Raw genomic sequence first — 24,745 nt, 5'->3', positions numbered from 1 at the left:
CGATCCAATACACCCGCGATACCCCTGCCGGCGCCTGGCGTCCCGCACACCTGAAGGCCCCCGAATGCTCCAGCTCCATCCGGACTCTTCCACCCCGCTGGTCAACCAGATCATCGATGGGTTGCGCGCGCTGATCGACGACCAGACCCTCAAGCCTGGGGCGAAGGTGCCGTCGATCCGGGCGTTCGCCGCCACCTACTCGGTGAGCACTTTCACCGTGGTCGAGGCCTACGACCGGCTGGTGGCCCAGGGGTTGCTGGTGAGCAAGGGCAACGCGGGCTTCTTCGTCAATCGTGCGGCGAACGAGCTGTTGGACAAGCACAACGTCGAAGCCGACACCACCCGCCCCACCTTCAATTCCGAGTGGTACCTGCAACAGATCTTCGAGATCCGCCAATTGCCCTTCAAGCCGGGTTGCGGCTGGCTGCCCAACGACTGGATGTACGAGGAAGGCCTGCGTCGCGGCCTGCGCCAGGTGGCCGGCAGCCCGCTGGAGCTGTCCGGCTACGGCGACCCCATGGGCCTGCCGGAGCTACGCGCGCTGACCGCGCAGAACCTGCAGCAGGAACTGTCGATCGTCGCCAACCCGGCACAGCTGATGCTCACCCACGGCGCCAGCCAGGCCCTGGACCTGGCCGTGCGCACCCTGGTGCGCCCAGGCGATGTGGTGCTGGTGGACGACCCCGGCTACCCCAACCTGATGAGCATCCTGCGCACCCAGGGCGCCACCCTGATCGGCGTGCCACGCACACCGGCCGGCTACGACCTCGACCACCTCGAACGCCTGCTCGCGCACCACCGGCCCACCGCGTTCTTCACCCAGCCGCACCTGCACAGCCCGACCTGCTCGCGCACCCCGCTTGCGCAGTTGCACCGCCTGCTGCAATTGGCCAGCCAGCACGGCTTCCGCCTGGTGGAGAACAACCTCTACGCCGACATGATCGCCGACCCGCTGCCGTGCCTGGCGAGCCTGGACCACCTGCAGCAAGTGGTGTACGTCGGCAGCTATTCGAAAAGCATCTCGCCCAACGTGCGGGTCGGCTACCTGCTGGCCAACCCGGAGCTGACCCAGCAACTGCTGCACCTGAAGATGCGCTCGGGCCTGACCACCTCGCAAGTGATGGAGCGGGTGGTGTACGCCGCGATCATCGACGGCCGCTGGCGCAAGCACCTCAAGCGCCTGCGCCAGCGCCTGGCCGAGGCGCACCAGGAGGTGGGCCGGCACCTGCACCGGCTGGGGTTCGAGCTGTTCATCGAGTCGGACGAAGGGATGTATATCTGGACCCGCCATCCGGCGATTCCAGACAGTGCGGCGCTGCTCGATGACGCCATGGAAAAAGGCATCATGCTCGGGCCCGGGCAGTTGTTCATGGTCGATGCCAAGGCGACCGGGTGGATGCGCTTCAACGTGGCGTTCAGTGCGGACCCGGCGATGTGGGAGTTACTGGAGAAGGTGCTGGTCAAGCACGTGCGCCGCGGGGCGCTGTGACAATAGCCGTTTTGACCTAGCCCACCCGTGCTATTGAGGCCGGAGCAGCTGCCCACCTAGATTGTCACTGCGTTGTGCAGGAAAACGGCGCGCTGACAATCAAGGAGAAACTCCATGTTCAGGTTCAAGACTGCGGAAACGGAAAAGACCACTGCCAGCAGCCCCCCTCAGGTGCTGAGCGAGGCCGATCTGGAACTCGTCTCGGGTGGCGATGCCTTCAATGACATTGGCATGAATTGGGCGAACGACCCCTTCGTGCGCCTGAAGTACAGTGGCATCAGTTGGCCGAAGGGCGGTGCCCAGTGGTGGGCCAAGTAGCGCTCGTCGCTGTGGGGCGCATAGCGCCCCCTTGCTCTGACAATCAAGGAAAACCCCATACTCAAGTACACCTGGCACGCTTGTGCGATGGCTAACAGCCTGTAGCACTTAGGGGCAATAAACAGAGCGTTCCGCGCCCGGTGAATATTTGGGAAGCGTCTGGCATACAACCTGTTCTCGTTTTCGTAGGCTGCATACCTTGTCTACAGGGAGAGCAGACCATGGCGTTCAACGGCTACATGAGTATCAAAGGCAATCGACAGGGGTTGATTTCGGCGAGGTGCAATACCCAGCCATCCATTGGCAACAAATGCCAACTCATGCACCAGGACGAAATAACGGTGCTGTCCTTCAATCACGCTATTGCCACCCCTGATACCAACCAACGTGCTGTGCATCAGCCCGTGGTGATCACCAAGCACATCGACAAGGCCACACCCTTGCTGGCCCAGGCCGTGGACAGCCGGGAAGTGGTCGACTGCGATATCCAGCTGTACCGCATTCATCCGGCGGGCCATCGGGAAAAGTACTTCTCCGTAAGGTTGGAGGGCGCGGTGGTGGTCAGCCAGGAGCTGGACGTGCCCCACGCGACGCTCTTGACCGACCAGGACGCCGAGGAGCGGCTGCTTATCAGCTATCGGGCCATCAGCTGGATTCATCACGCTGCCGGTACCACCGGGTACGCCACCTGGGGGGAAGAGCTATGAGCCAGCGCGAAGAATACGGTGAGCGGCTGGATGAGGCGTACTGGGAGGTGAATGCAGCGGCGTCTCGGTTGATCAGTTATGGCTGTGGGGTCAGTGCCAAACACCTGAGCGATCGGCGGTCGCGGATGCAGTTCAATCGGGAACTGGCTTATTACGCGCGGCGGGTGATGGATGATGTTTATGAGCGACGTATCAGCCCAGAGCAAGGGCTTGAGCAGATTCAGGCCGAGAAAAAGAGTCTCTATTCGCAAGCGTCGCGGATATTTACCCAGTTGGGAGGTATGGCTGGCGGTGCCTCGCAACTGGCTACTGGGTTAGGGAGCTGCATAGGCAGTCTTGGTTCCACATGCGCGATTCACGGGGCGCCGTTGATCATGCATGGAGGTAATAACTTCTACGAGAATGCCCGGGGTCTCTACGAAGGTCGAACCGATGTGGTCGGACCTGTGAGGGAACTCTATCAGGATGCAGCTAAGAGCCTGGGGTATAGCGAGCGGGATGGAAATCTTGCGTACTACACGGCGGATCTCTTTCTGTCGGGGCGGGCGTTGTGGCGAAAGGTTCCAAGGCGAGATGCATGGCGGCTATATCGATATATGGATGCTGACAAAGAGCGAAAATTAAGACAGCTAGGCATGGGATGGCTTGCATTCGAGTTCTTCACATCCGGTCTGACAATTAATCAATGGATGGATGAGTACAGAGAATGAAGCTGCTTCTTCTGGGGCTCTTTACGATATGCGATGTTGCAATCAGCTTACTGCTGAATAGATTTGTCTTTAAGGATCTGGATAGATTTTTACAGTTCCTAGGGTCGTTGTTGTTCAATAGTTTTATGGGGGGAGTTTATATTGAATTGATGGGTGGGGAGGGCTTTATTCAGTTTCCCTACAGCGCCATAACCGATTTCGGTTTCTGGTGCGTGATTTTCCTTACTGCAGCAATGGTCTTTTTCCATATTTGGGCTTTAACTTCGAGGATAGTTGACTGAGCCATTATTTTGGCATGTGTAGAGGTCCCGATCAGGACAGGCTGTCAGTAGGTCTCGAAACGTTTCATACCGAGCGGGAGGGGCACTGGCCTACTTGGCAACCGATGAGGCGCTGTCGGCGGGTGCATTGTTAGGGTCTCTTCTAAAAGCGGATACACGGAGGCTCTACACGTACTATTCCGTTGATAAAGAGATGGTAGTGAAGCAGATGAGTAGATCTGCTGTTCTTATGGAGGGGCTTACAAAGGGTGCGACCACATGCCAGTTCAAGGCAGAGTTCAAGAAGTGAGCATGTTTGAGATTGCCGATGTGGAAATTCACCTGATGTGGAACGGAACCAGCGCATGAGCCGGGTGGAAGGGGCGTTTATCGAGGCATTGCGCCAGATGTTGGAGTAGAGGTCGTCGGGGGCGGCCCTTTCGCCGGCAAAGCCGGCGCCTACCTCTATCCAGTCGCCCAGAAAAAGATATAAGATAACATTTCATTTGACATTCATTCCCATCCTTCAGTGACCCCTCCTCGATGACTAGCGCCCCACCTTCCCCCCTCTCCCAGCGCCTGCAGAGCATCGATGCCCTGCGCGGCCTGGTGATCCTGTTCATGCTGCTGGACCACGTGCGGGAAACCTTCTACCTGCACCGCCAGGTCAGCGACCCGATGACCATCGATGCCACCGACCCCGGTTTGTTCGCCAGCCGTACCCTGGCGCATCTGTGCGCGCCAGTGTTCGTGCTGCTCACCGGGTTGTCCGCCTGGCTCTACGGGGAAAAGCACCAGGGACGTGGCGATGTCGCCACCTTCCTGTTCAAGCGCGGGTTGTTCCTGGTGGTGCTGGAGTTCACCCTGGTCAACTTCGCCTGGACCTTCCAGCTGCCGCCGAGCGTGATCTACCTGCAGGTGATCTGGGCCATCGGCCTCAGCATGATTGCCCTGTCGCTGCTGGTGTGGCTGCCACGGCCAGCGCTGGTGCTGGTTGGCATGGCGATCATCGGCGGGCACAACCTGCTCGATGGCCTGCACTTCGACGCAACATCGGCGCTGCATGTGCCGTGGGCGATCCTGCATGACCGTGGCTGGCTGGCGGTTGGCGAGCATTTGCGCCTGCGCACTTCCTACCCGGTGCTGCCCTGGATCGGGGTGATCGCCCTGGGCTACGGCCTGGGTCCGTGGTTCGCCCGCGGCAGCAGCGTCACCCAGCGTCAACGACACTTGCTTATGGCCGGTGCCGGCGCCCTGCTCGGCTTTGTCACGCTGCGTGTGCTCAATGGCTATGGCGAAGCACCTTGGAGCGTGTACCCAAGCACCACCCAGACCCTGATGAGTGTCTTCAACATCACCAAGTATCCACCGTCGCTGTTGTTCCTGGCCTTGACCCTGGGCTTCGGCCTGCTGTTGCTGCGCGGCTTTGAACGCGCCGGCAGCGCGCGCTGGATCGGCGTGCTGGCCGTGTTCGGCGCCGCGCCGATGTTCTTCTACCTGCTGCACCTGTACGTGTTGAAGCTGCTGTACCTCGCAGGCGTCGCCCTGTTCGGCCTGAACCAGGGGGCTTACTTCGGCTTCGACGGCATCGGCGCGGTGTGGCTGGTCGCGGTGCTGCTGGCGCTTGCGCTCTACCTGCCGGTGCATGGGTTCGCGCGTCTCAAGGCACGCCGCCGCGATATCGCCTGGCTCAAGTACTTCTGACCCTGGGAGCTCGACCATGCCGCTGCGCCGCTTCGCCCTTGCCCTGCCCATGCTCGGCCTCAGCCCCCTGGCCCTGGCCGACTCCGCCCAGTCGCAGGCCAAGGGGCTGCTCGAGGACAGCACCTGGAGCCTGCTCAACCGCAGCGTCTTCGACCAACGCGACTACCGCCATGGTGGACGCAACAATGCCGCGCGCAACGCCTACAAGCCGCGTATTGAACGCAACGGCAAGGCCGAGGAATGGGCCTATGGCTTGATGGGCTCATTCAGTTCCGGCTTCACCCAAGGCTTGCTCGGCGTCGGGTTCGACGGCCACGCCTACCAAGGCGTGCAGCTCGACAGCGGCGGTGGTCGCGCGGGCAAGGTGCGCCTGCTCGGGGTCGACAACCAGGGCCATCCCAAGGACGCGTACAGCCGTGGTGGCGGCGCGGTGAAACTGAGGATGTCGAACACAGTGCTGGCCTATGGCGAACAGCGCGTGAAAACGCCGGTGTTCAGTTCCTCCGACAGCCGTCTGTTGCCCGAGACCGCCACCGGCTGGTTGCTCACCAGCAACGAGGTCGACCGGCTCAAGCTGGTTGCCGGGCACTTCAACGAAAGCACCGACCGCAATGCCTCGAGCCACGACCAGGGCTTCGTGGTCAATTACTCCAATGGCCGCCAGGGCAGTACGTTCGACCTTGCCGGGGCGGTATGGAGCCCGACCAACAGCGTCAGCGCCAGCCTCTTCACCTCACGCTACGAGGACACCTGGCGCCAGCATTACCTGGGCGGCACGTTGAGCCACGCCATCGACGATCGGCGCAGTGTCAGCCTCGAGCTGAACCTGTATCGCACCACCGACACCGGCAAGGCGTTTTCAGGCAGCATCGACAACACCACCTGGAGCCTGGTGTCCCGCTATGCCCAGGGGCCGCACACGTTCAGCCTGGGTTGGCAGCAGGTGGACGGCAACACGCCATTCGACTACGTCACCCGCGGGGCGATCTTCCTTGGCAACGCGGTGCAGCTGTCTGACTTCAATGCGCCCAACGAGCAGTCATGGCAGACGCGCTACGACCTGAACATGGGCGCCTATGGCGTGCCTGGGCTGAGTCTGACGGCGCTGTATGCGCGCGGGTTCGGCATCGATGGCAGCCATGTCGAGCGCAACGGTGGGTATGCCTACCTGGGTTATGGCGAGGGTGGCAAGCATTGGGAGCGGGACCTGGAGGCACGCTATGTGGTGCAGGGAGGCACAGCCAAGGGGCTGGCGATTTCACTGAGGCATAACGTACACCGTGGGAATGCGGCCCAGGCGGAGCTGGATGCGGACCAGGTAAGGCTGGCGGTGGAGTATCCGCTGGTCGGCATCTGGTAGGGACTGCGCCGGTTCCTGCAGGTTGCCCTATCGCCAATAGCGCGGCTCGTCCGCCACCCGCTGGTGCTCCTGGAACAGCACTGGCAACTGCTCCTTGAGAAAGTCCAGCCAGGTGCGCACCTTGGCGTCCAGGTAGTGCCGCGACGGGTAGATCGCATAGATCTCGCGTTGGCGCAGCCGGTGAGGCGCCAGCAAACGGCACAGGCGCCCCTCCTCCATCGCCTGGCTGGCCGAATAGTAGGGCAGCAGCCCCACCCCCATGCCCAGCTCGGTGGCCTTGAGCATCGCGTCGGCGACATTGGTGAGGAACGTGTCCTGCGGCACGATCACACACTTCTCCGACGCCTGCTCGAACGACCAGTCCTCCTCGAACAACGGGTCGACCGTGCGCAGGCAGACATGCTCGTGCAGGTCTTCCGGGTGCTGGGGCACGCCGTGGCGGGCCAGATAGTCGGGCGAAGCGCAGAGGATGCTGTGGATGCTGCCCAAGGGAATGGCGATCAGTTGCGAGTCCGGCAGCCCCTGGCCGATGGTGATCACCACGTCGTGGCCTTCGGCCAACGGGTCGGGGTTGCGTTGCGAGAGCGTCAACTCCATCACCACCTCAGGGTTGGCGGCGTTGTAGCGGGCCACCAGCGGCATCATCAGCAACCCCAGGCCATGGGTGCAGTGAAAGCGCAAATGGCCGCGCGGCGTGAGATGGGCACCGCGCGCCTCGTCCATGGCCTCTTCGGTGAGCAGCATGATCTGCCGCGAGCGCTCGAGGAAGCGTTCGCCCGCCTCGCTCATGCGCAGCCTGCGGGTGGTGCGGTGCAGCAGGCGGGTCTGCAGCTGGTTTTCGAGCTCCGCGACGATCCGCGACACCTGGGCCGACGAGATGTCCAGCGCATTGGCCGCCGCAGCGAAACTGCCGCATTCCACTACCCGGGCGAAGGTGCGCATCGCATGCAGCATATCCATGAGACATCGCTCTCATTCATACATGAAAGGCAGGAATCTATCACGGGATAGACCATTTATTGTGAAACGTAAATGAATGAATCATAGGCACACCCCGAGAAAGAGGAACCTGCCATGAAACGTTCGATCGCACTGCTCGCCCTGACCGCCACCCTCGCCTCGTTCGGCGCCTTCGCCGCTACCGACAGCCAGGCCGAGGCCGCCCGTTACGAATACGGCATGCCGCTGGACATTGCCAAGGTCATCGCCATCACACCGGCCAGCAACGCCGAGGACTGCCAGGTGGGGACCGCGCACATGGTCTACGTCGACCACCAAGGCCAGACCCGCGAAATCGACTATCGCCAGATGGGCAACTGCTCGCAGCTGTAAGCCACGCCCGGAACGCGAGGGAAAAATACCAGCCATCTTGCTGAAAGTGCATTTGCCACCCTCGCCCGCCGCCGCATGATCATCCAGGACAACAACAAGAACGTCCTGGACCATGAACACGATAAAAACCTGCGCCGTACCGTCCGCGCACTCACCGGACGCCACCCACGCCCGCATCACCTGGCGGCTGATGCCGTTGCTGCTGGTGTGCTACCTGTTCGCCCACCTCGACCGCATCAACATCGGCTTCGCCAAGATGCAGATGAGCGCCGACCTGGGTTTTTCCGACACGGTCTACGGCCTTGGCGCCGGCCTGTTCTTCATCGCCTACGCGCTGTTCGGCGTGCCCAGCAACCTGGCCCTGGACCGGGTAGGGCCACGCCGCTGGATCGCCAGCCTGATGCTGGTCTGGGGCCTGCTGTCCACGGGCATGATGTGGGTGCAGGACGCCGCCGGCTTCTATGCCCTGCGGTTCTTGCTCGGGGTGGCCGAAGCGGGGTTCTTCCCCGGCATCCTTGTGGTGCTCAACCGCTGGTACCCTGCGCGGCGGCGGGCCCAGGTCACTGCGCTGTTCGCCATCGCCGTGCCCCTGGCCGGAGTGGTCGGCGGGCCGTTGTCCGGCGGCATCCTCCAAGCGTTCCACGATCAGGCCGGGTTGCGCGGCTGGCAGTGGATGTTCCTGATCGAGGGCCTGCCCGTCGTGCTGCTGGGGCTGGTGGTGCTCAAGACGCTGCCAGACAGTTTCGAGCAGGTCGACTGGTTGAGCACAGAGCAAAAGCAAACGCTGCGCGCAGAGATCGACCGAGAGGAACGGCACAAACCCATCGCTTCGCTCGCAGGGCTCTTCACCGACCGACACCTGTGGTTGCTGGTGGCGGTCTACTTCGCCGTGATGCTGGCAGTGAACACCTTGGCATTCTGGATGCCGAGCCTGATCCATGGGGCCGGGATCGGCAGCGACGGCCAGGTCGGCCTGCTCAGCGCCGTGCCTTACCTGGCCGGTTGCCTGTTCATGCTCGCCTGCGGACGCTCGTCGGACCATCGCCGCGAGCGGCGCTGGCACCTGTGCCTGCCGTTGCTGATGGCGGCCGCAGGTATCGCCCTGGCAGGCTTGGCGCCAGGCAATGCCGCGCTGGTGATGAGTGGGCTGGTGCTGGCGGGCATGGGCGCCAGCGCCGCGTTGCCGATGTTCTGGCAGTTGCCCCCGGCGTTCCTGTCCGGGGGCGCCCAGGCGGCGGGCATCGCGATGATCAGTTCGTTCGGCAGTATCGCCTCGTTCCTGGCGCCTTACCTGATCGGCTGGATGCGCGATGCCACGCAGAGCCCGGGGCTGGCGCTGCAGGTGCTGGCGGTGGCCATCGTGCTGGGAGGCGTGATGGTGCTGAGGGTGCCAGCGGAGGTGGTCAACCCGCGTTGAACAGCTGAACGCCTGTAGGAGCGGCTTCAGCCGCGATCACCCGCGAAGCGGGTGCCAGACACCGCGATACCCGCATCGCGGCTAAAGCCGCTCCTACAGAGACAGTCAGGCCAGCAGCTCGCTGATCCAGCGGGCCTGGCGGCCGATAGCATCAAACTTGTCCTGCGGCACCGCCTGGCGGGCACGGGTGAAGTTGGCCAGGGTCTGCTGCTTCTGACGCAGCATGCGCTGCCACTTGAACAGGAACGCCGGGCTGCGCTCTTGCATCAACAGTGGCCCGAAATACAACTGCTCAGCGCTGTAGGACGGCGCATCACCGCGTTCAGCGACGATGATCTCGTAGTCGAAGCGATTCTCCCGCAGCACTTCCTCGCCGAGGATGCGATAGCCGTTGTCCGCCAGCCACTGGCGCAGCAACTGCTCGCCGCCGTTGGGCTGCAGCACCAGCCGTTCCTGGCCATGCAGGTGCTGCTTGCCAGCTTCGAGGATGTCGCGAATGGTCTCGCCACCCATGCCGCAGATGCTGACGGCGGTGATGCCGTCACCCGGCTCGATGGCGGCCAGGCCGTTTGCCTGGCGCACGGTGATGCGGTCTTCGAGCCCATTCTCGCGCACGGTGCGTTGCGCCGAGAGAAACGGGGTCAGCGCCACTTCGCCGGCCACCGCAGCGGCAATCGCGCCACGGCGCATCAACGCCACTGGCAGGTAGCCATGGTCGGAGCCGATATCGGCCAGTCGCGCCCCCGCGGGCACATGCGCGGCCACGCGCTCCAGGCGCATGGACAAGGTGTGTTCGTTCAACGGCAGCCTCATTTCAGAACCGGAATCCGGCGTCGATAGCCAGAACGGCCCGCGATTCTGCCGAGCCCGGCCGGACTTTTCAAATCCGCGCGACCGGAGCCCCGACTCGACCCGCCCCGGCCGCTCGCGTAGGCTTGCCGTTTTCCTTCCGTCGCAAGGCAAATACCCCATGGCAAACGCAGACATCATCTTCACCCCGGACCCGGACGCCGACTCCATCTCTTCCGACGTCGCCGAATACAACGGCGTGCTGGTCAGCACCCAGATCCCTGTACACGCCGACGGCAGCCTGGAGCTGGGCGACATCACCACGCAATGCGAATGCACCCTGCAGGCGCTGAAGGTCGCCCTGGAGCGCGCCGGCAGCTCGATGGACCGGGTGCTGCACCTGACCATCTACCTGACCGACATGGCCGACCGCCCGGCGTTCAACGAGGTGTACCAGCGGTTCTTCAGCAAGCCATGGCCGGTGCGTGCGGCGGTCGGTGTCGCCTCGCTGGCCTTTGAAGGCATGCGTGTGGAAGTGACGGCGATGGCGGCCAAGGGCTGATCGACCGAAGGTTCGCTGGCAGGCCGGCGAACCGCCCCCTCTGTCAGCCAGCGCCCGCCCGGTAGTGCCCCGGCGTTGCCGCCAGATGACGCTTGAACACCCGCTGCAGATGCGCCTGGTCGGCAAACCCGGCCTCCAGCGCCACCTCGGCGATCGGCCGGCCCAGGCGCAGCTGGGCACGGGCATGCTGCACACGCAGGTCCAGCAGGTAACCATGGGGTGTCAACCCGAAGCGCTTGGCAAAAGCCCGCGTCAGGTAGGCCTGGGACAACCCGGCAGCGGCGCAGATATCCTCCAGGGTCAACGGGTCAAGACGGTGAGCGCGCATGAACGCTGCCGCCATGTCCAGCCGTGGGTGCTGCACTGAGCGCGTGCCGGCCCTCGCCTCCAGATAGCGCGGCAACACGTCGAAAAATGCGGCCAGCCGTGCTTCCTTGCTGCCGGCCTGCCGGTCTTCGAACAACTCGGCGAACACCTGCAGCAGATGCCCGTACAAACCCGGCGAGGTGCTCAGCGTCGCCTCCGGCGGCACGAAGCCCCGCGCCTGTAGCCACGGCATGTCGACGAACAGCATCAGGTAGGACCAGGGCTCCCCCTGGATCGGGTTGCAGGTGTGCACCACGCCTGGGTTCATCAGCACCGTGGTGCCCGCCGCGACTTCGTGCCGGGCGTTGCCGGTCAGGTAGGTGCTGCGCCCCCCGGTGATCACGCCGATGGAAAAGCTCTCGTGGGAATGCGCGGCGTAGCATACCTGGCGCCCATCCCCCACGCGCCGAGCCTCGACGAAGGGCAATGCCGGATCACGCCAGAACCGCGAGACCTCGATCATCGCCCCGCCCTCACCCTTCGCCGCCCTGCACCACCACCAGCAACTGGGCCTGGTGCTCGCCGACCGAACGCAGGCGATGGGGCGTCTGGGCGTTGAAGTGCAAGGCATCACCCGCCTCCAGCAGCACCCGCTCGCTCATGAAGTCCACCTCCACCTGCCCCGCGTGAACGAACAAAAACTCCTCGCCCTCGTGCGCCTTGAACGTCGGGTCGCTGAACGTGGTCGGCGGCTGGATCAGGAACGGCAACAAACTGCGCTGCCCCACCTGCGAGGTGAGCACCGCATACCCCGGCCCTTCACCACTGCCCACCAGGGCCTGGCGCTCGCCGCGGCGCACCAGGCTGTAGCGCGCCTGGCCCGTGTGCTCGCCGTCGAACAGCTCCTCGACGTTGACGTTCAGCGCCCGCGCCAGCTTTAGCGCGGCGGCAATCGAAGGAGTGTTCAGGCCACGCTCGACCTTGGACAGGTAGCTCTTGGTCATGCCGGACTTCTCGGCCAGCACCTCGAGGGTGATCCCCAGTTTCTTTCGCAGCAGTTTCAGTCGAATGGACATGTGACGCGGGTTTCCCGAACAAACGCACTTGCTTATGACACTTTGTGTCATATAGGATTATTTGTGTCATTAGTTGATCGCCCCTCCACCGTCGAAAGCAAAGGGGCGAGCCAGCCATGACATCCACCGTCACGCCACAGAGGATAGACCCCCATGGCCAATACCCTGACACTCAGCAAAGACCAGCTGGTGCAAAAAGCACTGAAACAGATGCAAGGCTCGCTTGCGGATAATACGTGGACCGTGCGCGAAAAGCTGGCCCTGACCTGCCGAATTCTCTTCGAACATGGCCACGACTCGGGCCTGGCCGGGCAGATCAGCGCCCGCGGCCCGCAACCGGGCACCTTCTACACCCAGCAACTGGGCCTGGGTTTCGACGAGATCAGCGCCAGCAACCTGCTGCTGGTCAACGAAGACCTCGAGGTGCTCGAAGGCGAAGGCATGCCCAACCCGGCCAACCGCTTCCATAGCTGGGTGTACCGCGCCCGCCCGGACGTCAACTGCATCATCCACACCCACCCCACCCACGTCGCCGCGTTGTCGATGCTCGAAGTCCCCCTGGTGGTCTCGCACATGGACCTGTGCCCGCTGTACGAAGACTGCGCGTTCCTCGAAGCCTGGCCCGGCGTGCCGGTGGGCAACGAGGAAGGCGAGATCATCAGCAACGCCCTGGGCGACAAGCGCGCGATCCTGCTGTCGCACCACGGCCAGCTGTCCACCGGCACCAGCATCGAGCAGGCCTGCGTCTATGCCCAACTGATCGAGCGCGCTGCGCGTTTGCAATTGCTGGCGATGGCCGCCGGAACCGTCAAACCGATCGACCCGGCGCTGGGCCGTGACGCCCATGACTGGATCGACCGGCCCAAGCGCCACGGCGCGGCCTTCAACTACTTCGCCCGGCAGTGCCTGCGCCAGCACGCCGACTGCCTTGCCTGACCCTCTTTTGCCTTGCTTGCGGAGATATCCAGAATGACCACTCGATTCCACGGCATCATCGGCTACACCATCACCCCGTTCAGCCAGGACGGCGAGCAGCTCGACCTGCCCGCCCTGGGCCAGTCCATCGACCGCCTGATCGCAGGCGACGTGCAGGCCATCGCGCCCTTGGGCAGCACCGGCGAAGGCGCCTACCTGAGCGACAGCGAATGGCAGCAGGTCGCCCAGTACAGCCTCGAACGCATCGCCGGGCGCGTGCCCAGCATCGTCAGCGTCTCCGACCTGACGACGGCCGGCGCCATCCGCCGCGCGCGCTTCGCCCAGCAGCACGGCGCCGATGCGGTGATGGTGCTGCCGTCGGCGTACTGGAAGCTCAGCGAAGCCGAGATCGTGCAGCACTACCGGGCCATCGGCGCGGCCATCGACCTGCCGATCATGCTCTACAACAACCCCGCCACCAGCGGTACCGACATGCCCGTGGAACTGATCCTGCGCATCGTGCGCGAGGTGGACAACGTGACCATGGTCAAGGAGAGCACCGGCGACATCCAGCGCATGCACAAGCTGCAGGTGCTCGGCGAGGGGCAGGTGCCGTTCTACAACGGCTGCAACCCGCTGGCGCTGGAGGCCTTCGTCGCGGGTGCCACGGGGTGGTGCACGGCGGCGGCCAACCTGATTCCCGCGCTCAACCAGCGGCTGTACCAGGCGGTGCTGGCCGGTGATCTGGAGCAGGCCAGGGCGTTGTTCTACCGTCAGCTGCCACTGCTGGACTTCATCCTCAAGGGCGGCTTGCCGGCCACCATCAAGGCCGGCCTGGCATTGACCGGGTTGCCGGTCGGCGAGCCTCGGCGGCCGGTGTTCGGGTTGGATGAAGCAGGCAAAACGAAGCTGCTGGCCCTGCTCGATGGGTTGAACATCACGCGCTGATCCAGCCAACCTCCGCAACAAAGGCACCGGCCTTGCCGGTGTTCGCCAGCAAGGCTGGCGCCTACAGGTTTGCAGTGGCGCTCAGGTTCCGCGCGCAACCTGTAGGAGCGGGTTTACCCGCGCAACAGGCACTGCGGTGCCTGTTGCGCAAGCCGCTTCATCCGCGCATCCGTGCCACGGAACTCCCACCCCGCCCCACCGCTCTTAACATCATGCAGTAACTCCCATTGGCCTCACCTTCCGGAGGACTCGCCATGCGCCCCTTACTGCTCGCTTCATCGCTGCTGCTCCTGCTACCCGCTGGCGCCGCCCTGGCCCGCGTCGATGCCGGTGACGTCGCCACCTCGGCGGGGATCTCCGCCTCGTTGTACTCCACCTTCAAGGACGATAAACGCATCATTCCGGCCCGTGACGAGCTGTCGGCCTTCGTTGCCAGTGGCGGCGCGATTCGTGGCGCCTACCTGGAGTCGGCACTGGCGCAGGCTCGCCATGACAACCCAGGGTTGCAGATCAGCGACGAGGAACTGGCAAAGGCGCTGTTGTCGCAGGATGACACTTCGGTCAGCCAATGACACCTTGAGCGGCCGAGGCCTGGGCCTGGCCCAAGCCTCGCTGCGACAATCCGCCACAGCAGGGCGCGAAGCACGCCATCCATCCGGATGGTAGATTCGCCGCCATGAAAACCACCCGTCGGACACGTTCGCTGACCGCCTGGGCGCTGTATGCCAGCGTCCTGTTCAGCTTATTGCTGTGCGGCATGCACCACGGCCAGATGAGTGGCTTGCGCCTGGCCGGCCTCGAAGGTGGCTTCTGCTCGCTGGACAGCGAGCACGGTTCGGCCATCGACCTGGACGGTGCCGGGGGCGACCAGCACATGGCGCAGCTCGACTGCCCGGTGTGCTCCTCGTTTGCCCTTGCGGTGCCGTTGGCCAGCAGTGGTTGGTCGTTCACCGACATCCAGGGCCACGCCCCCTCCCCGATTGTCGTGCGCAGCTGGGCGCAGCCCCCGCCACGTTACCTGCGCCACGCCATCAATCCCCGCGCCTCCCCTCGTCTTTTCCCCGCAACCGAACCGTTCGCCTGACCCTTGGCCGGCGCGCCCGTGCGTGCCTGTTCGCCAAGGCGGTCAGGCCCTGCCATGACCCTTGCGTGGAAAACACAACATGATCCGCAACACCTCCCTGGTGCTCCTGATGGGCGCCACCTGCACCTGTGCCTGGGCGCAAAACGCGCCCGTCGAGCTCTCTGCCACCACCGTCGACGGCCAGCGCGAAGCCCCCTCGGGCGTGCAACTGGACGAACCGATCCGCACCGGCTCGCGCCTTGGCTTGACCGCCCGGGAAACCCCCGCCTCGGTGAGCGTCTCCGACCGCCGGGTGATCGAGCAGCGCGACGCCAAGGATACCCAGGACGTGATCAACGCCATGACCGGCGTCAATGCCTCGGCCAACCCGGGCTACGGTGGTTTCGTCACCTACCGCGGCTTCACCCAGAGCCAGGTGACCCAGCTCTACAACGGCATCAACCTGGGCTACAGCAGCGCCACCCGCCCGGTCGACGCCTGGGTGATCGACCGTGTCGAGCTGCTGGGAGGCCCGTCGTCGTTCCTGCATGGCGCCGGCTCCGTGGGCGGTTCGATCAACTACATCACCAAGCTGGCCAGCCGCGACCAGCAGACCGTCGACGGGCGTATCCGCTATGGCAGCTACGACGACGCCGAGTACGCCTTCGGCATCAACCAGGCCCTGGCCAGCAACCCCGCCGACGCCCGCCACTTCGCCCGCCTGGACTTCAGTCGCAGCCAGGGCAACGGCTATATCGACCGCAACCAGCGCAAGACCGACAGCCTGGCCTTCTCCGTGCTCAGCGACCTCACTCCCGATCTCACCCACACCTTCGCCGTGGAGTACCAGGAGGACAAGGAAGACAGCCCATACTGGGGCTCGCCGATCCTGCCCGGGCGCAGCACCATGAAGATCGACAACAGCCGCCGCTTCGAAAACTACAACGTCGCCGACGGCCGCTACGAACAACGGGTGCGCTGGCTGCGCTCGATGCTCGACTACCAGTTCAGCGACAGCACCAGCGTGCACAACACCCTGTACCACTACAAAGCCGAGCGCGATTACCGCAACGTCGAGAACTATCGCTACAACAGCGCGGGCAACGTGGTGCGCGCCAGCCCCTACCTGCAACGCCACGCCCAGAGCGTGCTCGGTGACCGTGTCGAGTTGCGCCACGACAACAGCGTTTTCGGCCTGCCGACCCAGTGGGCCATGGGCCTGGACTGGTCACGCATGCGTCAGGACCTCTACCCCACCTCCAGCAGTTGGAGCGACGTGGTCGACCCGGACCATTTCGACCCCGGCAGCTTCGACGCCATCCCCGGCGTGAACCGTGGCCTCACCCGCCAGCGTCACCACGAAGTCATCAACCGTGCCGTGTTCGCCGAGAACCGCCTGGAGCTGACCGATCGCCTGGCCCTGCTCACGGCCCTGCGCTACGACTACCTGGACATGGAGGTGAACAACTACGGTGCCGTCAGCCCCACATCGCCCGCCTACTTCGAGCGGCGCTGGGAGCCGTTGTCCGGGCGGCTCGGCCTGACCTACGCACTGACCCCATCGGCCAGCGTCTATGTGCAATACAGCACCGCCGCCGACCTGCCGGCCGGCTCGCTGGCCGCGGCCACTTACTCCAACGTGGGGTTGTTCGACCTGTCCAAGGGCGAACAGTGGGAAGCCGGCAGCAAGTTCGACTTCCTCGATGGGCGCGGCGCAGCGACCGTGGCGGTGTACCAGATCGTGCGCAAGGACTTCGCCGTGCGCGATTCCAGCAACCCCAACCTCACGGTCCAGGCGGGCCAGCAGACCTCCCGCGGCATCGAACTGTCCGGGCGCCTGCAAGTCACCCCGAAGCTGCTCGCCGAAGCCAACTACGCCTACGTCGATGCGCAATACGATGCGTTCAACGAAGCGGTCAATGGCGTGTCGGTGTCGCGCAAGGGCAATGCGCCGGTCAACGTGCCGGCCAATGTCGGCAACCTGTGGTTGACCTACAGCTTCACCCCGGCCTGGTCGGCCGGCGTGGACGCGCGCTACGTCGACTCGGTGTACGCCGACAACGCCAATACCCTCAAGGCCCCGGCCTACACCCTGTTCGGCGCCTTTGCCCGCTACCGCCTGGACGAGCACACCACCCTGACCGGGCGGGTACGCAACCTCACCGACGAGGTGTATGCCAAGCAGGCCTACGGCACCCAGTACTACATGGGCGCGCCACGCACCTTCGAGCTAGCGATGGACGTGCGTTTCTGAACCCATGCAACCCCGTAGGAGCGGCTTCAGCCGCGATCACCCGCCAAGCGGGTGCCAGGCTCGCGCTCATGGATGAGTGAAGCGTTGGGCGCAGATCGTTAGAATGCGCCCAACTGCTTGTTCCGCAAGGTGTTTCCTCGCGGAGCAAGCGCGCCTTCGTTGTTCGCCCAAGGATGACGCGCCATGCGCCGTTTGCTGTTCCTGCTGTTCGTCCTCACCCTGACTTCCTGCGTCCCTCGGCTACCGTCCCCCACCCCACCCGAGACGCTCCCCACCCCACCCGCCGAGCTCACCCTGCTCGACCGCGGCCGCTTCCAGCTCTGGTACGACTGCCAGCGTGGCGAGCCCCACCGCTTCACCTTCACCCTCGAGCGGGACGAGGGCCACCTGGAGCGCAAGGACAACTTCCGCATCGACCGCGACCTGCCCCCAGGCTGCGTGGGCCAGCACTCGGCCAAGGCCTACTCGCTGCCCAAGGGTTTCCACCGTGGCCACCTGGCGGCCAACAACCACTTCGATGACGACCGCGCGGCGATGGATGCCTCCAACCTGATGAGCAACATCGTCCCGCAACTGGCATCGCACAACAGCCAGACCTGGTACCAGACCGAGCTGCTCAGCGAATGTTTTCGAGACCGGCAACCAATCAAGGTTATCGGTGGCGTGGTGTTCGGCCATGAAGGCGAGGCGCTGAACAACGACTACTTCGCCCAGAGCCATGGCATCGCCACACCGGAAGTGTTCTGGAAGGTGCTGCTGACCGAAGATGACGCCGGGCAGCCGCAGGTCATTGCCTGGTGGATCCCACACCAGGCTGGGCTGGGCACTGACCTGACACCCTACCTGCGCAGTGTGCATGAGATCGAGGCGCTGCTGGGGCCGAGCGAAGCACCGATCGACGTGCCCGAGGCGGTGAAGGACCAGCGCCCGACGTTTTCATGGCCGGTACCGGCTGGTTGCGACCGGGAATGATGGGGCTGGCACCGGCGCATCGCGGATGAATCCGCTCCTACATCGATTGCAATGTGCCGCACCTGTACTGGCCCGAAACAAACTTGTAGGAGCGGATTCATCCGCGATGCGCCGCACGGGCGGCGCTCGATCTCCTAGGCGCTACAACCTTGCCATCGAACACCTTGAAGACCTGGTCTCATTCCCCCACCAACAGCGCCTGTTTCGTCCGCGCCTGCCGTCCGCTCGCAGTCACCCACAACACACCCGGCAACAAGGCGCTCGCCGCCACCGTCATACCCACCATCGGCCATGCGCTACCGTCGGACCATGCGCCGGTCACCGCGCTGCTCAGCGCCGTCAGCAACATCTGCACGAAGAAGAACCCGCCCGAAGCCGTGCCGGCAATCGCGGCGAAAGGCTGCAGCACGGCCCACTGGCACGCCGGGATGATCAGCCCCACCGAAAGCATCACCGGCAACAGCGCCAGGGGCAATGCCCACAGGCCAGCGCCCGCCAGTTGCAGGGCCAGCAGCCCTGCGCTGCCGGCCAGGTTGATGGCGCACCCCAGGGCGATCACCCGCTCGTTGCCCAGGCGTCGGAGCAACGGGCCATAGCAACGAGATCCCACGGCATAAGCGGCCACGGTCCCGCCCAGTACCAGGCCATAGACTTGCGGCGACAAACCCAGGCCGGTTTGCAGCAGCAACGAGGATTCACTGATGAAGGGAAAGTAACTGCAATAGGCGCAACCGATCACCAGCGAGCTGCGCCAGAACACCCGGCTGCCCAGCACCTGGCGCCAGGCGTGGCGCAGCCGTGGCGGTGGCGCATCGGCAGGACGGGTCTCCGGCAGGTAACGAACCGCCTGCACCTGGCTCAGCAAGCCAATCATCAACAACCCGCCGAACAACCCGCGCCACCCTAGCACCTCCAGCAGCAGGCTGCCGAACACAGGCGCCAGCAGCGGCGCGATGGCCATGCCGCTGGACAGCAGCCCCAGCAGGCGCGCCTGGTCGTGCGCGGCAAACCGATCGCGCACCATCACCCTGGCCACCAGGGGGCCGCAACAGCCGCCCAGGGCCTGGAAGAAACGCGCCACGCACAGGCTCGGCAGGTTTGCCGCCAGCAGGCAGCCCAGGGTGGCCACGCCATACAGGCCAAGCCCTGCCAGCAACAGGGGACGCCGCCCCCAGAAGTCGCACAAAGGCCCGGCCAGCAGCATGCACAAGGCGTAGCCGAGCATGTAGGCGGTCAGGCTGAATTGCACCTGGGCGGGCGGCACCTCCAATGCCCGGGCCATCTGCGGCCAGGCCGGCAGGTACAGGTCCAGGGCGACACGGGGCAGGCACACCAACGCCAGCAGCAGGCACGACCAGCCCCAGGGGGTCAGGGGGCGAAGGGTGAACATCGGTACAACTCCACAGGCACAAGATGCTCGCAGCGTAGAGCGAAAGCGGTCTAGTATTCAGAGCCATTTGGCGCAGTAATGAGTAGACCACTATGCCTCGTGGCAAGACCGCCCTGCCCCTCGACCTGCCGCTGCCTTCCACACCAGGCCTGGGCAAGCAGCAAGGCGCCTACCAGGCGTTGCGCGACGCCATCCTCGAACGACGCCTGCTCGCGGGGGCGGCGCTGCCCTCCAGCCGCACCCTGGCGGCCCGCTGGGGGCTATCGCGCGGCACACTGGAAGTGGTATTCGACCGTCTGCGCAGTGAGGGCTATATCGAACGGCGCAGCGGTTCCGGCAGCCGTGTCTGCGCCGTGGTGCCCGAGCATCTGCTCGGCGTGGACAACGCCACGCCAGCACTCGCGGCCAGCGGCGTACCGTCCCCATTGGAAACCCGGGTCCGTGCCGGCGTGCCTTTCGTGGCCCGCCTGCCCGATCCCGCGCTGTTTCCACCTCGGCAATGGGCGCAACTGCTGACCCAGACCTTGAACTGCGCCTCACCCGATCAACTCGCCCACGCCACGGCGCAAGGCTCGCCTGCGTTGCGTGAACAGTTGGCCGGCTATCTGGCCCAGCACCGTGGCATCGCCTGCTCGGCCGATGATCTGATCATCACCCATGGCATTCGCGACAGCCTGGAGCTGGTCATCGCCACGCTCCTGCGCCCAGGCGACATTGCCGCTGTAGAGGACCCCGGCTACCCCGCCGCCGCCGCGCTGCTGCGCCAGGCCGGTGCACAGGTGCGGGCAGTGCCGGTGGATGACGACGGGCTGCGCAGTGATGCCCTGCCCGGCTGCGGCGCCCGCCTGCTCTACCTCACGCCTGCGCACCAGGCCCCGACCGGCGCCACCCTGCCGGTGTCGCGGCGCCTGGCGTTGCTGGACTGGGCACAGCGCGAGCAGGCCTGGGTCATCGAGGACGACTACGACAGCGAGTTCAACTACAACAGCGCCCCATTGCCGGCGCTCAAGGCGCTGGACCCAGGTGACCGGGTGATCTTCTGCGGCTGTTTCAACAAGACCCTGTTCGCCGGCTTGCGGGTCGGTTACCTGCTGGTCCCCAAGGCCTGGCGCGCCGCCTTGCTGTCCCGTATCGAACTGACCGGCCGCGCAGTCGGTGTGGTCGAACAGCTGGCCCTGGCCCGACTGATCGAGCGCGGCGGCCTGCTGCGCCACCTGCGCGCCGCCCGCCACACCTACCAACAACGCCGCGACGCCCTGGCCGCCGTGCTGCAACAGCACGCACCCGGGCGGTTCACCCTGCACGGTGACCATGCCGGCCTGCATTGCCTGCTGCGACTGCCCACAGGCAGCGACACGGAGCACCTGTGCCAGCGGGCGGCCGAAGTCGGCTTGCACCTGCAACCGCTACAACGGTTCTGCATTGATGTGCGACCGCCGCCGGCGATCGTGCTCGGCTATGCCTCCCTGACCCTTGCTCAAGTGCGCCATGCCGGCAGGCAACTGGCCGAGCTGCTGCTCGCGCAGTGACAACTGGCGCCGTCAAGCGCCCGGCATGACCTGAAAACGCGCCCGCCCCGCAGGCGGCAAACCTGTGGGGCGGGCTTTTGCGGCAGATTGGCTACTTGAGGTCGAAGCGGTCCAGCTCCATGACCTTCGCCCAGGCCGCGACGAAGTCCTTGACGAACTTCGCGGCGGCATCGCTGCTGCCGTACACCTCGCTCAGGGCACGCAGCTGCGCATGGGAGCCGAACACCAGGTCGACCCGGCTAGCGGTCCATTTCACCGCGCCGGTCTTGCGGTCACGACCTTCGAAGTGCTCGTTGTCCGCCGAGGTCGGCTTCCACTCCACGCCCATGTCCAACAGGTTGCGGAAGAAGTCGTTGGTCAGTACGCCGGGCTTGTCGGTGAATACCCCGTCCTTGCTGCCGCCATGGTTGGCGCCGAGCACACGCAGCCCGCCGACCAGCACGGTCAGCTCCGGCGCGGTGAGCGTCAGCAACTGCGCCTTGTCCAGCAGCAATTTCTCGGCCTTGACGCTGTAGCGCGCCTTGCTGAAGTTACGGAAGCCATCGGCCAGTGGCTCCAGCACGGCAAACGACTCGACATCGGTCTGTTCCTGCGAGGCATCCACGCGCCCTGGATGGAAGGGCACGCTGATCGTGTGCCCGGCATCCTTGGCGGCTTTCTCCACCGCCGCGCTGCCAGCCAGCACGATCAAGTCGCCCAAGGAGATTTTGTTCCCCCCCTCACCCCGGATCTTCTCCAGTGCCGCCAGTACCTTGTCGACGCCCTGGTTCGCCGCCCAATCTTTCTGCGGGGCCAGGCGCAAGCGCGCGCCGTTGGCGCCACCGCGCTTGTCCGAGCCGCGGAAGGTCGAGGCCGAGGCCCAGGCAGTGGAAACCAGCTCGGCGACACTCAGCCCCGAGGCCAGCACCTTGGCCTTGAGTGCGGTGATATCGGCTTCGCTTGGCTGCGGGCCGGCCTTGGGCAGCGGGTCCTGCCACAGCAGTTCCTCATTGGGCATTTCCGGGCCCAGGTAACGGGCCAGCGGGCCCATGTCACGGTGGATCAGCTTGTACCAGGCGCGGGCGAACGCGTCGGCGAGCTGGTCGGGGTTATCCTTGAAGCGCCGGGCGATGGGTTCGTAGATCGGGTCGAAACGCAGTGCCAGGTCGGAGGTGAGCATCGATGGGGCATGCTTCTTCGCTGGATCATGCGCATCAGGCACGGTGTTGGCGCCCTTGCCGTCCTTCGGCCGCCACTGGTGCGCGCCTGCGGGGCTCTTGGTCAGTTCCCAGTCGAAGTTGAACAGGTTGTTCAGGTACTCGTTGCTCCACTTCGTCGGGGTCGAGGTCCAGGTGACCTCCAGGCCGCTGGTGATGGTGTCGCCGCCCTTGCCGGTGCCGAACGTGTTGTGCCAGCCAAAGCCTTGCTGTTCCAGGCCCGCCGCTTCCGGCTCGGGCCCGACGTTGTCGGCAGGGCCCGCGCCGTGGGTCTTGCCGAAGGCGTGGCCACCGGCGATCAGGGCCACCGTCTCTTCATCGTTCATGGCCATGCGGCCGAAGGTGTCGCGGATATCCTTGCCCGAGGCGACCGGGTCGGGGTTGCCTTCCGGGCCTTCCGGGTTGACATAGATCAGGCCCATCTGCACGGCGGCCAGCGGGTTTTCCAGGTTGCGCTCACCGGCCAGGTTGCGGCCCTGCTCTTGCGGGCGCTTGGCCGGTTCCGCCACCAGGTCGCCCTGGCCGGGCGCCTCGGCCTTGCCATAGCGGGTGTCGCCACCCAGCCAGACCTTTTCCGAACCCCAGTACACATCCTCGTCCGGCTCCCAGACATCGGCGCGGCCACCAGAGAAGCCGAAGGTCTTGAAGCCCATCGACTCCAGGGCGACGTTGCCGGTGAGCACGATCAGGTCGGCCCAGGAAATCTTGTTGCCGTATTTCTGCTTGATCGGCCACAGCAGGCGCCGGGCCTTGTCCAGGCTGACGTTGTCCGGCCAGCTGTTGAGCGGGGCGAAGCGTTGCTGGCCGGAGCCGGCGCCACCGCGGCCATCACCGATGCGGTAGGTGCCGGCGCTGTGCCAGGCCATGCGGATGAACAGTGGGCCGTAGTGGCCGAAGTCGGCCGGCCACCAATCCTGGGAGTCGGTCATCAGGGTGGTCAGGTCTTTTTTCAGGGCCTGGAAGTCGAGGCTCTTGAACGCCTTGGCGTAGTCGAAGTCCGGGTCCATCGGATCGGACTTGCGCGAGTGCTGGTGGAGGATCTTCAGGTTGAGCTGGTCGGGCCACCAGTCACGGTTGCTGGTGCCACCACCTGCGGTTTGATGGAACGGGCATTTCGATTCGTTCGACATCTGCTTCTACCTTTTGGGTCGGATCTGTCCAGGTTTGCGGGCATTGTTGTGAACGCGGCGCCAGGTATTCGATCGGCCGGGCGCAAGGCCCGGGCCTACCCCTCATCAGGTGTGGCCGGTGTGCACCGCCACGCATCCCGCGATGGCTTTTCGCAGGGCCAGGGGAAAGACTAGTCGAGCTTGGGCAGAGGTCTAATAGAGGCAGTATTGAAGGGTGATAGCGTGGATCTGTCAGCCGCCGCGCCAGGCACATCGGTACAAGCCTCGCGCCCGGATCTGTGCTTGAATCGGCACTTTCCTCCGTCCAAGGGCCCTGCATGAACCGCAACGACCTGCGCCGCGTCGACATGAACCTGCTGGTGGTGTTCGAAGCCCTGATGATCGAACGCAACCTCACCCGGGTCGGCGAGAAGCTGTTCATCACCCAACCCACCGTCAGCGCCGCCCTCGCCCGCCTGCGCGACCTGTTCGACGACCCGCTGCTGATCCGCAATGGCCGGGCCATGGAGCCCACGCCACGGGCGTTGCAGATCTTCGGCGAACTGGCGCCGGCGATGGACGTCATCTCGGCGGCGATCAGCCGGGCCAAGGCGTTCGACCCGGCCAGCAGCTGCAACGTGTTCCGCCTGGGCCTGTCGGACGATGCCGAGTTCGGCCTGTTCCCCGCCCTGCTCGAAGCCTTGCGCCAGGAAGCACCGCAGATCAGCGTGGTGGTGCGTCGGGCCAACTTCCTGCTGATGCCGGGCCTGCTCGCCTCCGGCGAGATATCGGTGGGGGTCAGCTATACCACCGACCTGCCGGCCAACGCGAAACGCCGCACGCTGCGCGACATTGGTGTGCGGGTGCTGCGCGCCGACGACCGCCCCGGGCCGCTGACGCTGGACGAGTACTGCGCCCGCCCCCATGTGATGGTGTCGTTCTCCGGCGACATGAGCGGCAATATCGACCTGGACCTGGCGCGCATCGGCCGCACGCGCAAGGTGGTGCTGGCGGTGCCGCAGTTCGGTAGCCTGCGCGCGCTGCTGCGCAACACCGAGATGATCGCCACCGTGCCGGACTACGCCGCCTGCGCCCTGGCCGACGACGGCAGCCTGCGCGCCGACCCGGCGCCCTTCGACGTCAGCGAGGCCGAACTGTCGATGGCCTGGAGCAGCGCCCACGACAACGACCCGGCCGAGCGCTGGCTACGCGAACGCATCCTGCAGTTCATGAGCGCGCCGCGCTGAACCATCGATGCCGTCGATAGCCATCATGCCTGCCATCGAGTTCCGTCCGCCGCCTGGCGCGAGGAAGATGGCGGCATTGGCACTTCGACGAG

At 64.9% G+C, this 24,745-nt stretch carries 24 protein-coding genes; 18 read left to right on the top strand and 6 right to left on the bottom strand.

From position 1 onward, the window contains the following. The first annotated feature begins 64 nt into the window (after nucleotides 1-64). From JYG34_RS11345 to JYG34_RS11315, 7 genes are all read left to right on the top strand, one after another. Nucleotides 65-1,489 carry a PLP-dependent aminotransferase family protein gene (locus tag JYG34_RS11345; protein WP_213660768.1) on the top strand — a complete coding sequence of 475 codons (1,425 nt, stop codon included), beginning with the start codon at nucleotides 65-67 and terminating at the stop codon, nucleotides 1,487-1,489. Nucleotides 1,490-1,603: 114 nt separating this feature from the next. Then, nucleotides 1,604-1,807, top strand: coding sequence for a hypothetical protein (locus JYG34_RS11340; protein WP_213660767.1), 204 nt, complete (start codon nucleotides 1,604-1,606; stop codon nucleotides 1,805-1,807). Between the two features lie 221 nt (nucleotides 1,808-2,028). Beyond that, nucleotides 2,029-2,514 (top strand): Hcp family type VI secretion system effector, encoded by a 486-nt coding sequence (locus JYG34_RS11335; RefSeq protein WP_213660766.1) that lies wholly within the window; start codon nucleotides 2,029-2,031, stop codon nucleotides 2,512-2,514. Continuing rightward, nucleotides 2,511-3,224, top strand: coding sequence for a DUF4225 domain-containing protein (locus tag JYG34_RS11330; RefSeq protein WP_249746246.1), 714 nt, complete (start codon nucleotides 2,511-2,513; stop codon nucleotides 3,222-3,224). The genes JYG34_RS11335 and JYG34_RS11330 overlap by 4 nt, the downstream gene beginning before the upstream one ends. Then, nucleotides 3,221-3,505, top strand: a complete 285-nt coding sequence (locus JYG34_RS11325; RefSeq protein WP_213660765.1) for a hypothetical protein — start codon at nucleotides 3,221-3,223, stop codon at nucleotides 3,503-3,505. The genes JYG34_RS11330 and JYG34_RS11325 overlap by 4 nt, the downstream gene beginning before the upstream one ends. A gap of 522 nt (nucleotides 3,506-4,027) precedes the next feature. Continuing rightward, the gene (locus tag JYG34_RS11320; protein WP_213660764.1) at nucleotides 4,028-5,188 is read left to right on the top strand and encodes a DUF1624 domain-containing protein; all 1,161 of its coding nucleotides are present in this window, start codon (nucleotides 4,028-4,030) and stop codon (nucleotides 5,186-5,188) included. A 16-nt stretch (nucleotides 5,189-5,204) separates the two neighbouring features. Continuing rightward, nucleotides 5,205-6,548, top strand: coding sequence for an OprD family porin (locus JYG34_RS11315; RefSeq protein WP_213660763.1), 1,344 nt, complete (start codon nucleotides 5,205-5,207; stop codon nucleotides 6,546-6,548). Nucleotides 6,549-6,575: 27 nt separating this feature from the next. Here JYG34_RS11315 and JYG34_RS11310 read toward each other — a convergent pair whose 3' ends face one another. Then, entirely contained in the window at nucleotides 6,576-7,508 is a 933-nt protein-coding gene (locus JYG34_RS11310; RefSeq protein WP_213660762.1) for a LysR family transcriptional regulator, read from the bottom strand. Between the two features lie 114 nt (nucleotides 7,509-7,622). Between JYG34_RS11310 and JYG34_RS11305 the strand changes: the two genes are divergently transcribed. Both JYG34_RS11305 and JYG34_RS11300 read left to right on the top strand, forming a co-directional pair. After that, a complete protein-coding gene (locus JYG34_RS11305; protein WP_213660761.1) occupies nucleotides 7,623-7,880 on the top strand; it encodes a DUF2790 domain-containing protein in 258 nt (85 codons plus the stop codon). A 112-nt stretch (nucleotides 7,881-7,992) separates the two neighbouring features. Further along, on the top strand, nucleotides 7,993-9,297 hold the full coding sequence (locus tag JYG34_RS11300; protein ID WP_213660760.1) for an MFS transporter: 1,305 nt from the start codon (nucleotides 7,993-7,995) through the stop codon (nucleotides 9,295-9,297). Between the two features lie 105 nt (nucleotides 9,298-9,402). On the opposite strand, the gene JYG34_RS11295 is transcribed toward JYG34_RS11300, so the two are convergent. Then, nucleotides 9,403-10,098, bottom strand: coding sequence for a tRNA (adenine(22)-N(1))-methyltransferase (locus JYG34_RS11295; RefSeq protein ID WP_283811815.1), 696 nt, complete (start codon nucleotides 10,096-10,098; stop codon nucleotides 9,403-9,405). Between the two features lie 169 nt (nucleotides 10,099-10,267). Here JYG34_RS11295 and JYG34_RS11290 point away from each other — a divergent pair, with 169 nt between their 5' ends. Beyond that, entirely contained in the window at nucleotides 10,268-10,648 is a 381-nt protein-coding gene (locus tag JYG34_RS11290) for a RidA family protein (protein ID WP_011533591.1), read from the top strand. 43 nt (nucleotides 10,649-10,691) lie between these two features. Here JYG34_RS11290 and JYG34_RS11285 read toward each other — a convergent pair whose 3' ends face one another. Beyond that, entirely contained in the window at nucleotides 10,692-11,477 is a 786-nt protein-coding gene (locus tag JYG34_RS11285) for a helix-turn-helix transcriptional regulator (protein WP_213660758.1), read from the bottom strand. Between the two features lie 10 nt (nucleotides 11,478-11,487). Further along, the gene (locus JYG34_RS11280; protein ID WP_213660757.1) at nucleotides 11,488-12,030 is read right to left on the bottom strand and encodes a helix-turn-helix domain-containing protein; all 543 of its coding nucleotides are present in this window, start codon (nucleotides 12,028-12,030) and stop codon (nucleotides 11,488-11,490) included. 153 nt (nucleotides 12,031-12,183) lie between these two features. On the opposite strand from JYG34_RS11280, the gene JYG34_RS11275 reads away from it, so the two are divergent. The 6 genes from JYG34_RS11275 (at nucleotide 12,184) to JYG34_RS11250 (ending at nucleotide 18,182) form a co-directional block, all read left to right on the top strand. Beyond that, on the top strand, nucleotides 12,184-12,966 hold the full coding sequence (locus JYG34_RS11275; RefSeq protein ID WP_213660756.1) for an aldolase: 783 nt from the start codon (nucleotides 12,184-12,186) through the stop codon (nucleotides 12,964-12,966). Nucleotides 12,967-12,999: 33 nt separating this feature from the next. Then, nucleotides 13,000-13,893, top strand: coding sequence for a dihydrodipicolinate synthase family protein (locus JYG34_RS11270; RefSeq protein WP_213660755.1), 894 nt, complete (start codon nucleotides 13,000-13,002; stop codon nucleotides 13,891-13,893). A 254-nt stretch (nucleotides 13,894-14,147) separates the two neighbouring features. Further along, nucleotides 14,148-14,465, top strand: coding sequence for a DUF2388 domain-containing protein (locus tag JYG34_RS11265; protein WP_213660754.1), 318 nt, complete (start codon nucleotides 14,148-14,150; stop codon nucleotides 14,463-14,465). Between the two features lie 104 nt (nucleotides 14,466-14,569). Further along, nucleotides 14,570-14,977: a DUF2946 family protein gene (locus JYG34_RS11260; protein WP_213660753.1), complete on the top strand. Its 408-nt coding sequence runs from the start codon at nucleotides 14,570-14,572 to the stop codon at nucleotides 14,975-14,977. 79 nt (nucleotides 14,978-15,056) lie between these two features. Further along, nucleotides 15,057-17,210: a TonB-dependent receptor gene (locus JYG34_RS11255; protein ID WP_213660752.1), complete on the top strand. Its 2,154-nt coding sequence runs from the start codon at nucleotides 15,057-15,059 to the stop codon at nucleotides 17,208-17,210. Nucleotides 17,211-17,393: 183 nt separating this feature from the next. Further along, nucleotides 17,394-18,182 (top strand): DNA/RNA non-specific endonuclease, encoded by a 789-nt coding sequence (locus tag JYG34_RS11250; protein ID WP_213660751.1) that lies wholly within the window; start codon nucleotides 17,394-17,396, stop codon nucleotides 18,180-18,182. Between the two features lie 178 nt (nucleotides 18,183-18,360). Here JYG34_RS11250 and JYG34_RS11245 read toward each other — a convergent pair whose 3' ends face one another. Further along, nucleotides 18,361-19,572: a multidrug effflux MFS transporter gene (locus JYG34_RS11245; RefSeq protein WP_213660750.1), complete on the bottom strand. Its 1,212-nt coding sequence runs from the start codon at nucleotides 19,570-19,572 to the stop codon at nucleotides 18,361-18,363. Between the two features lie 92 nt (nucleotides 19,573-19,664). Between JYG34_RS11245 and JYG34_RS11240 the strand changes: the two genes are divergently transcribed. Further along, entirely contained in the window at nucleotides 19,665-21,101 is a 1,437-nt protein-coding gene (locus JYG34_RS11240) for a PLP-dependent aminotransferase family protein (protein WP_213660749.1), read from the top strand. Nucleotides 21,102-21,192: 91 nt separating this feature from the next. On the opposite strand, the gene katG is transcribed toward JYG34_RS11240, so the two are convergent. Then, nucleotides 21,193-23,427 carry a catalase/peroxidase HPI gene (katG, locus tag JYG34_RS11235; protein ID WP_213660748.1) on the bottom strand — a complete coding sequence of 745 codons (2,235 nt, stop codon included), beginning with the start codon at nucleotides 23,425-23,427 and terminating at the stop codon, nucleotides 21,193-21,195. Between the two features lie 317 nt (nucleotides 23,428-23,744). Here katG and JYG34_RS11230 point away from each other — a divergent pair, with 317 nt between their 5' ends. Continuing rightward, entirely contained in the window at nucleotides 23,745-24,653 is a 909-nt protein-coding gene (locus tag JYG34_RS11230; RefSeq protein WP_213660747.1) for a LysR family transcriptional regulator, read from the top strand. The last annotated feature ends 92 nt before the right edge of the window (nucleotides 24,654-24,745 follow it).

It is taken from the genome of Pseudomonas entomophila (genome assembly GCF_018417595.1).
Taxonomy (GTDB): domain Bacteria; phylum Pseudomonadota; class Gammaproteobacteria; order Pseudomonadales; family Pseudomonadaceae; genus Aquipseudomonas; species Aquipseudomonas entomophila_C.
The sequence above is the reverse complement of the archived record's forward strand: the minus strand, read 5'-3'. Positions and strand labels throughout refer to the sequence as shown.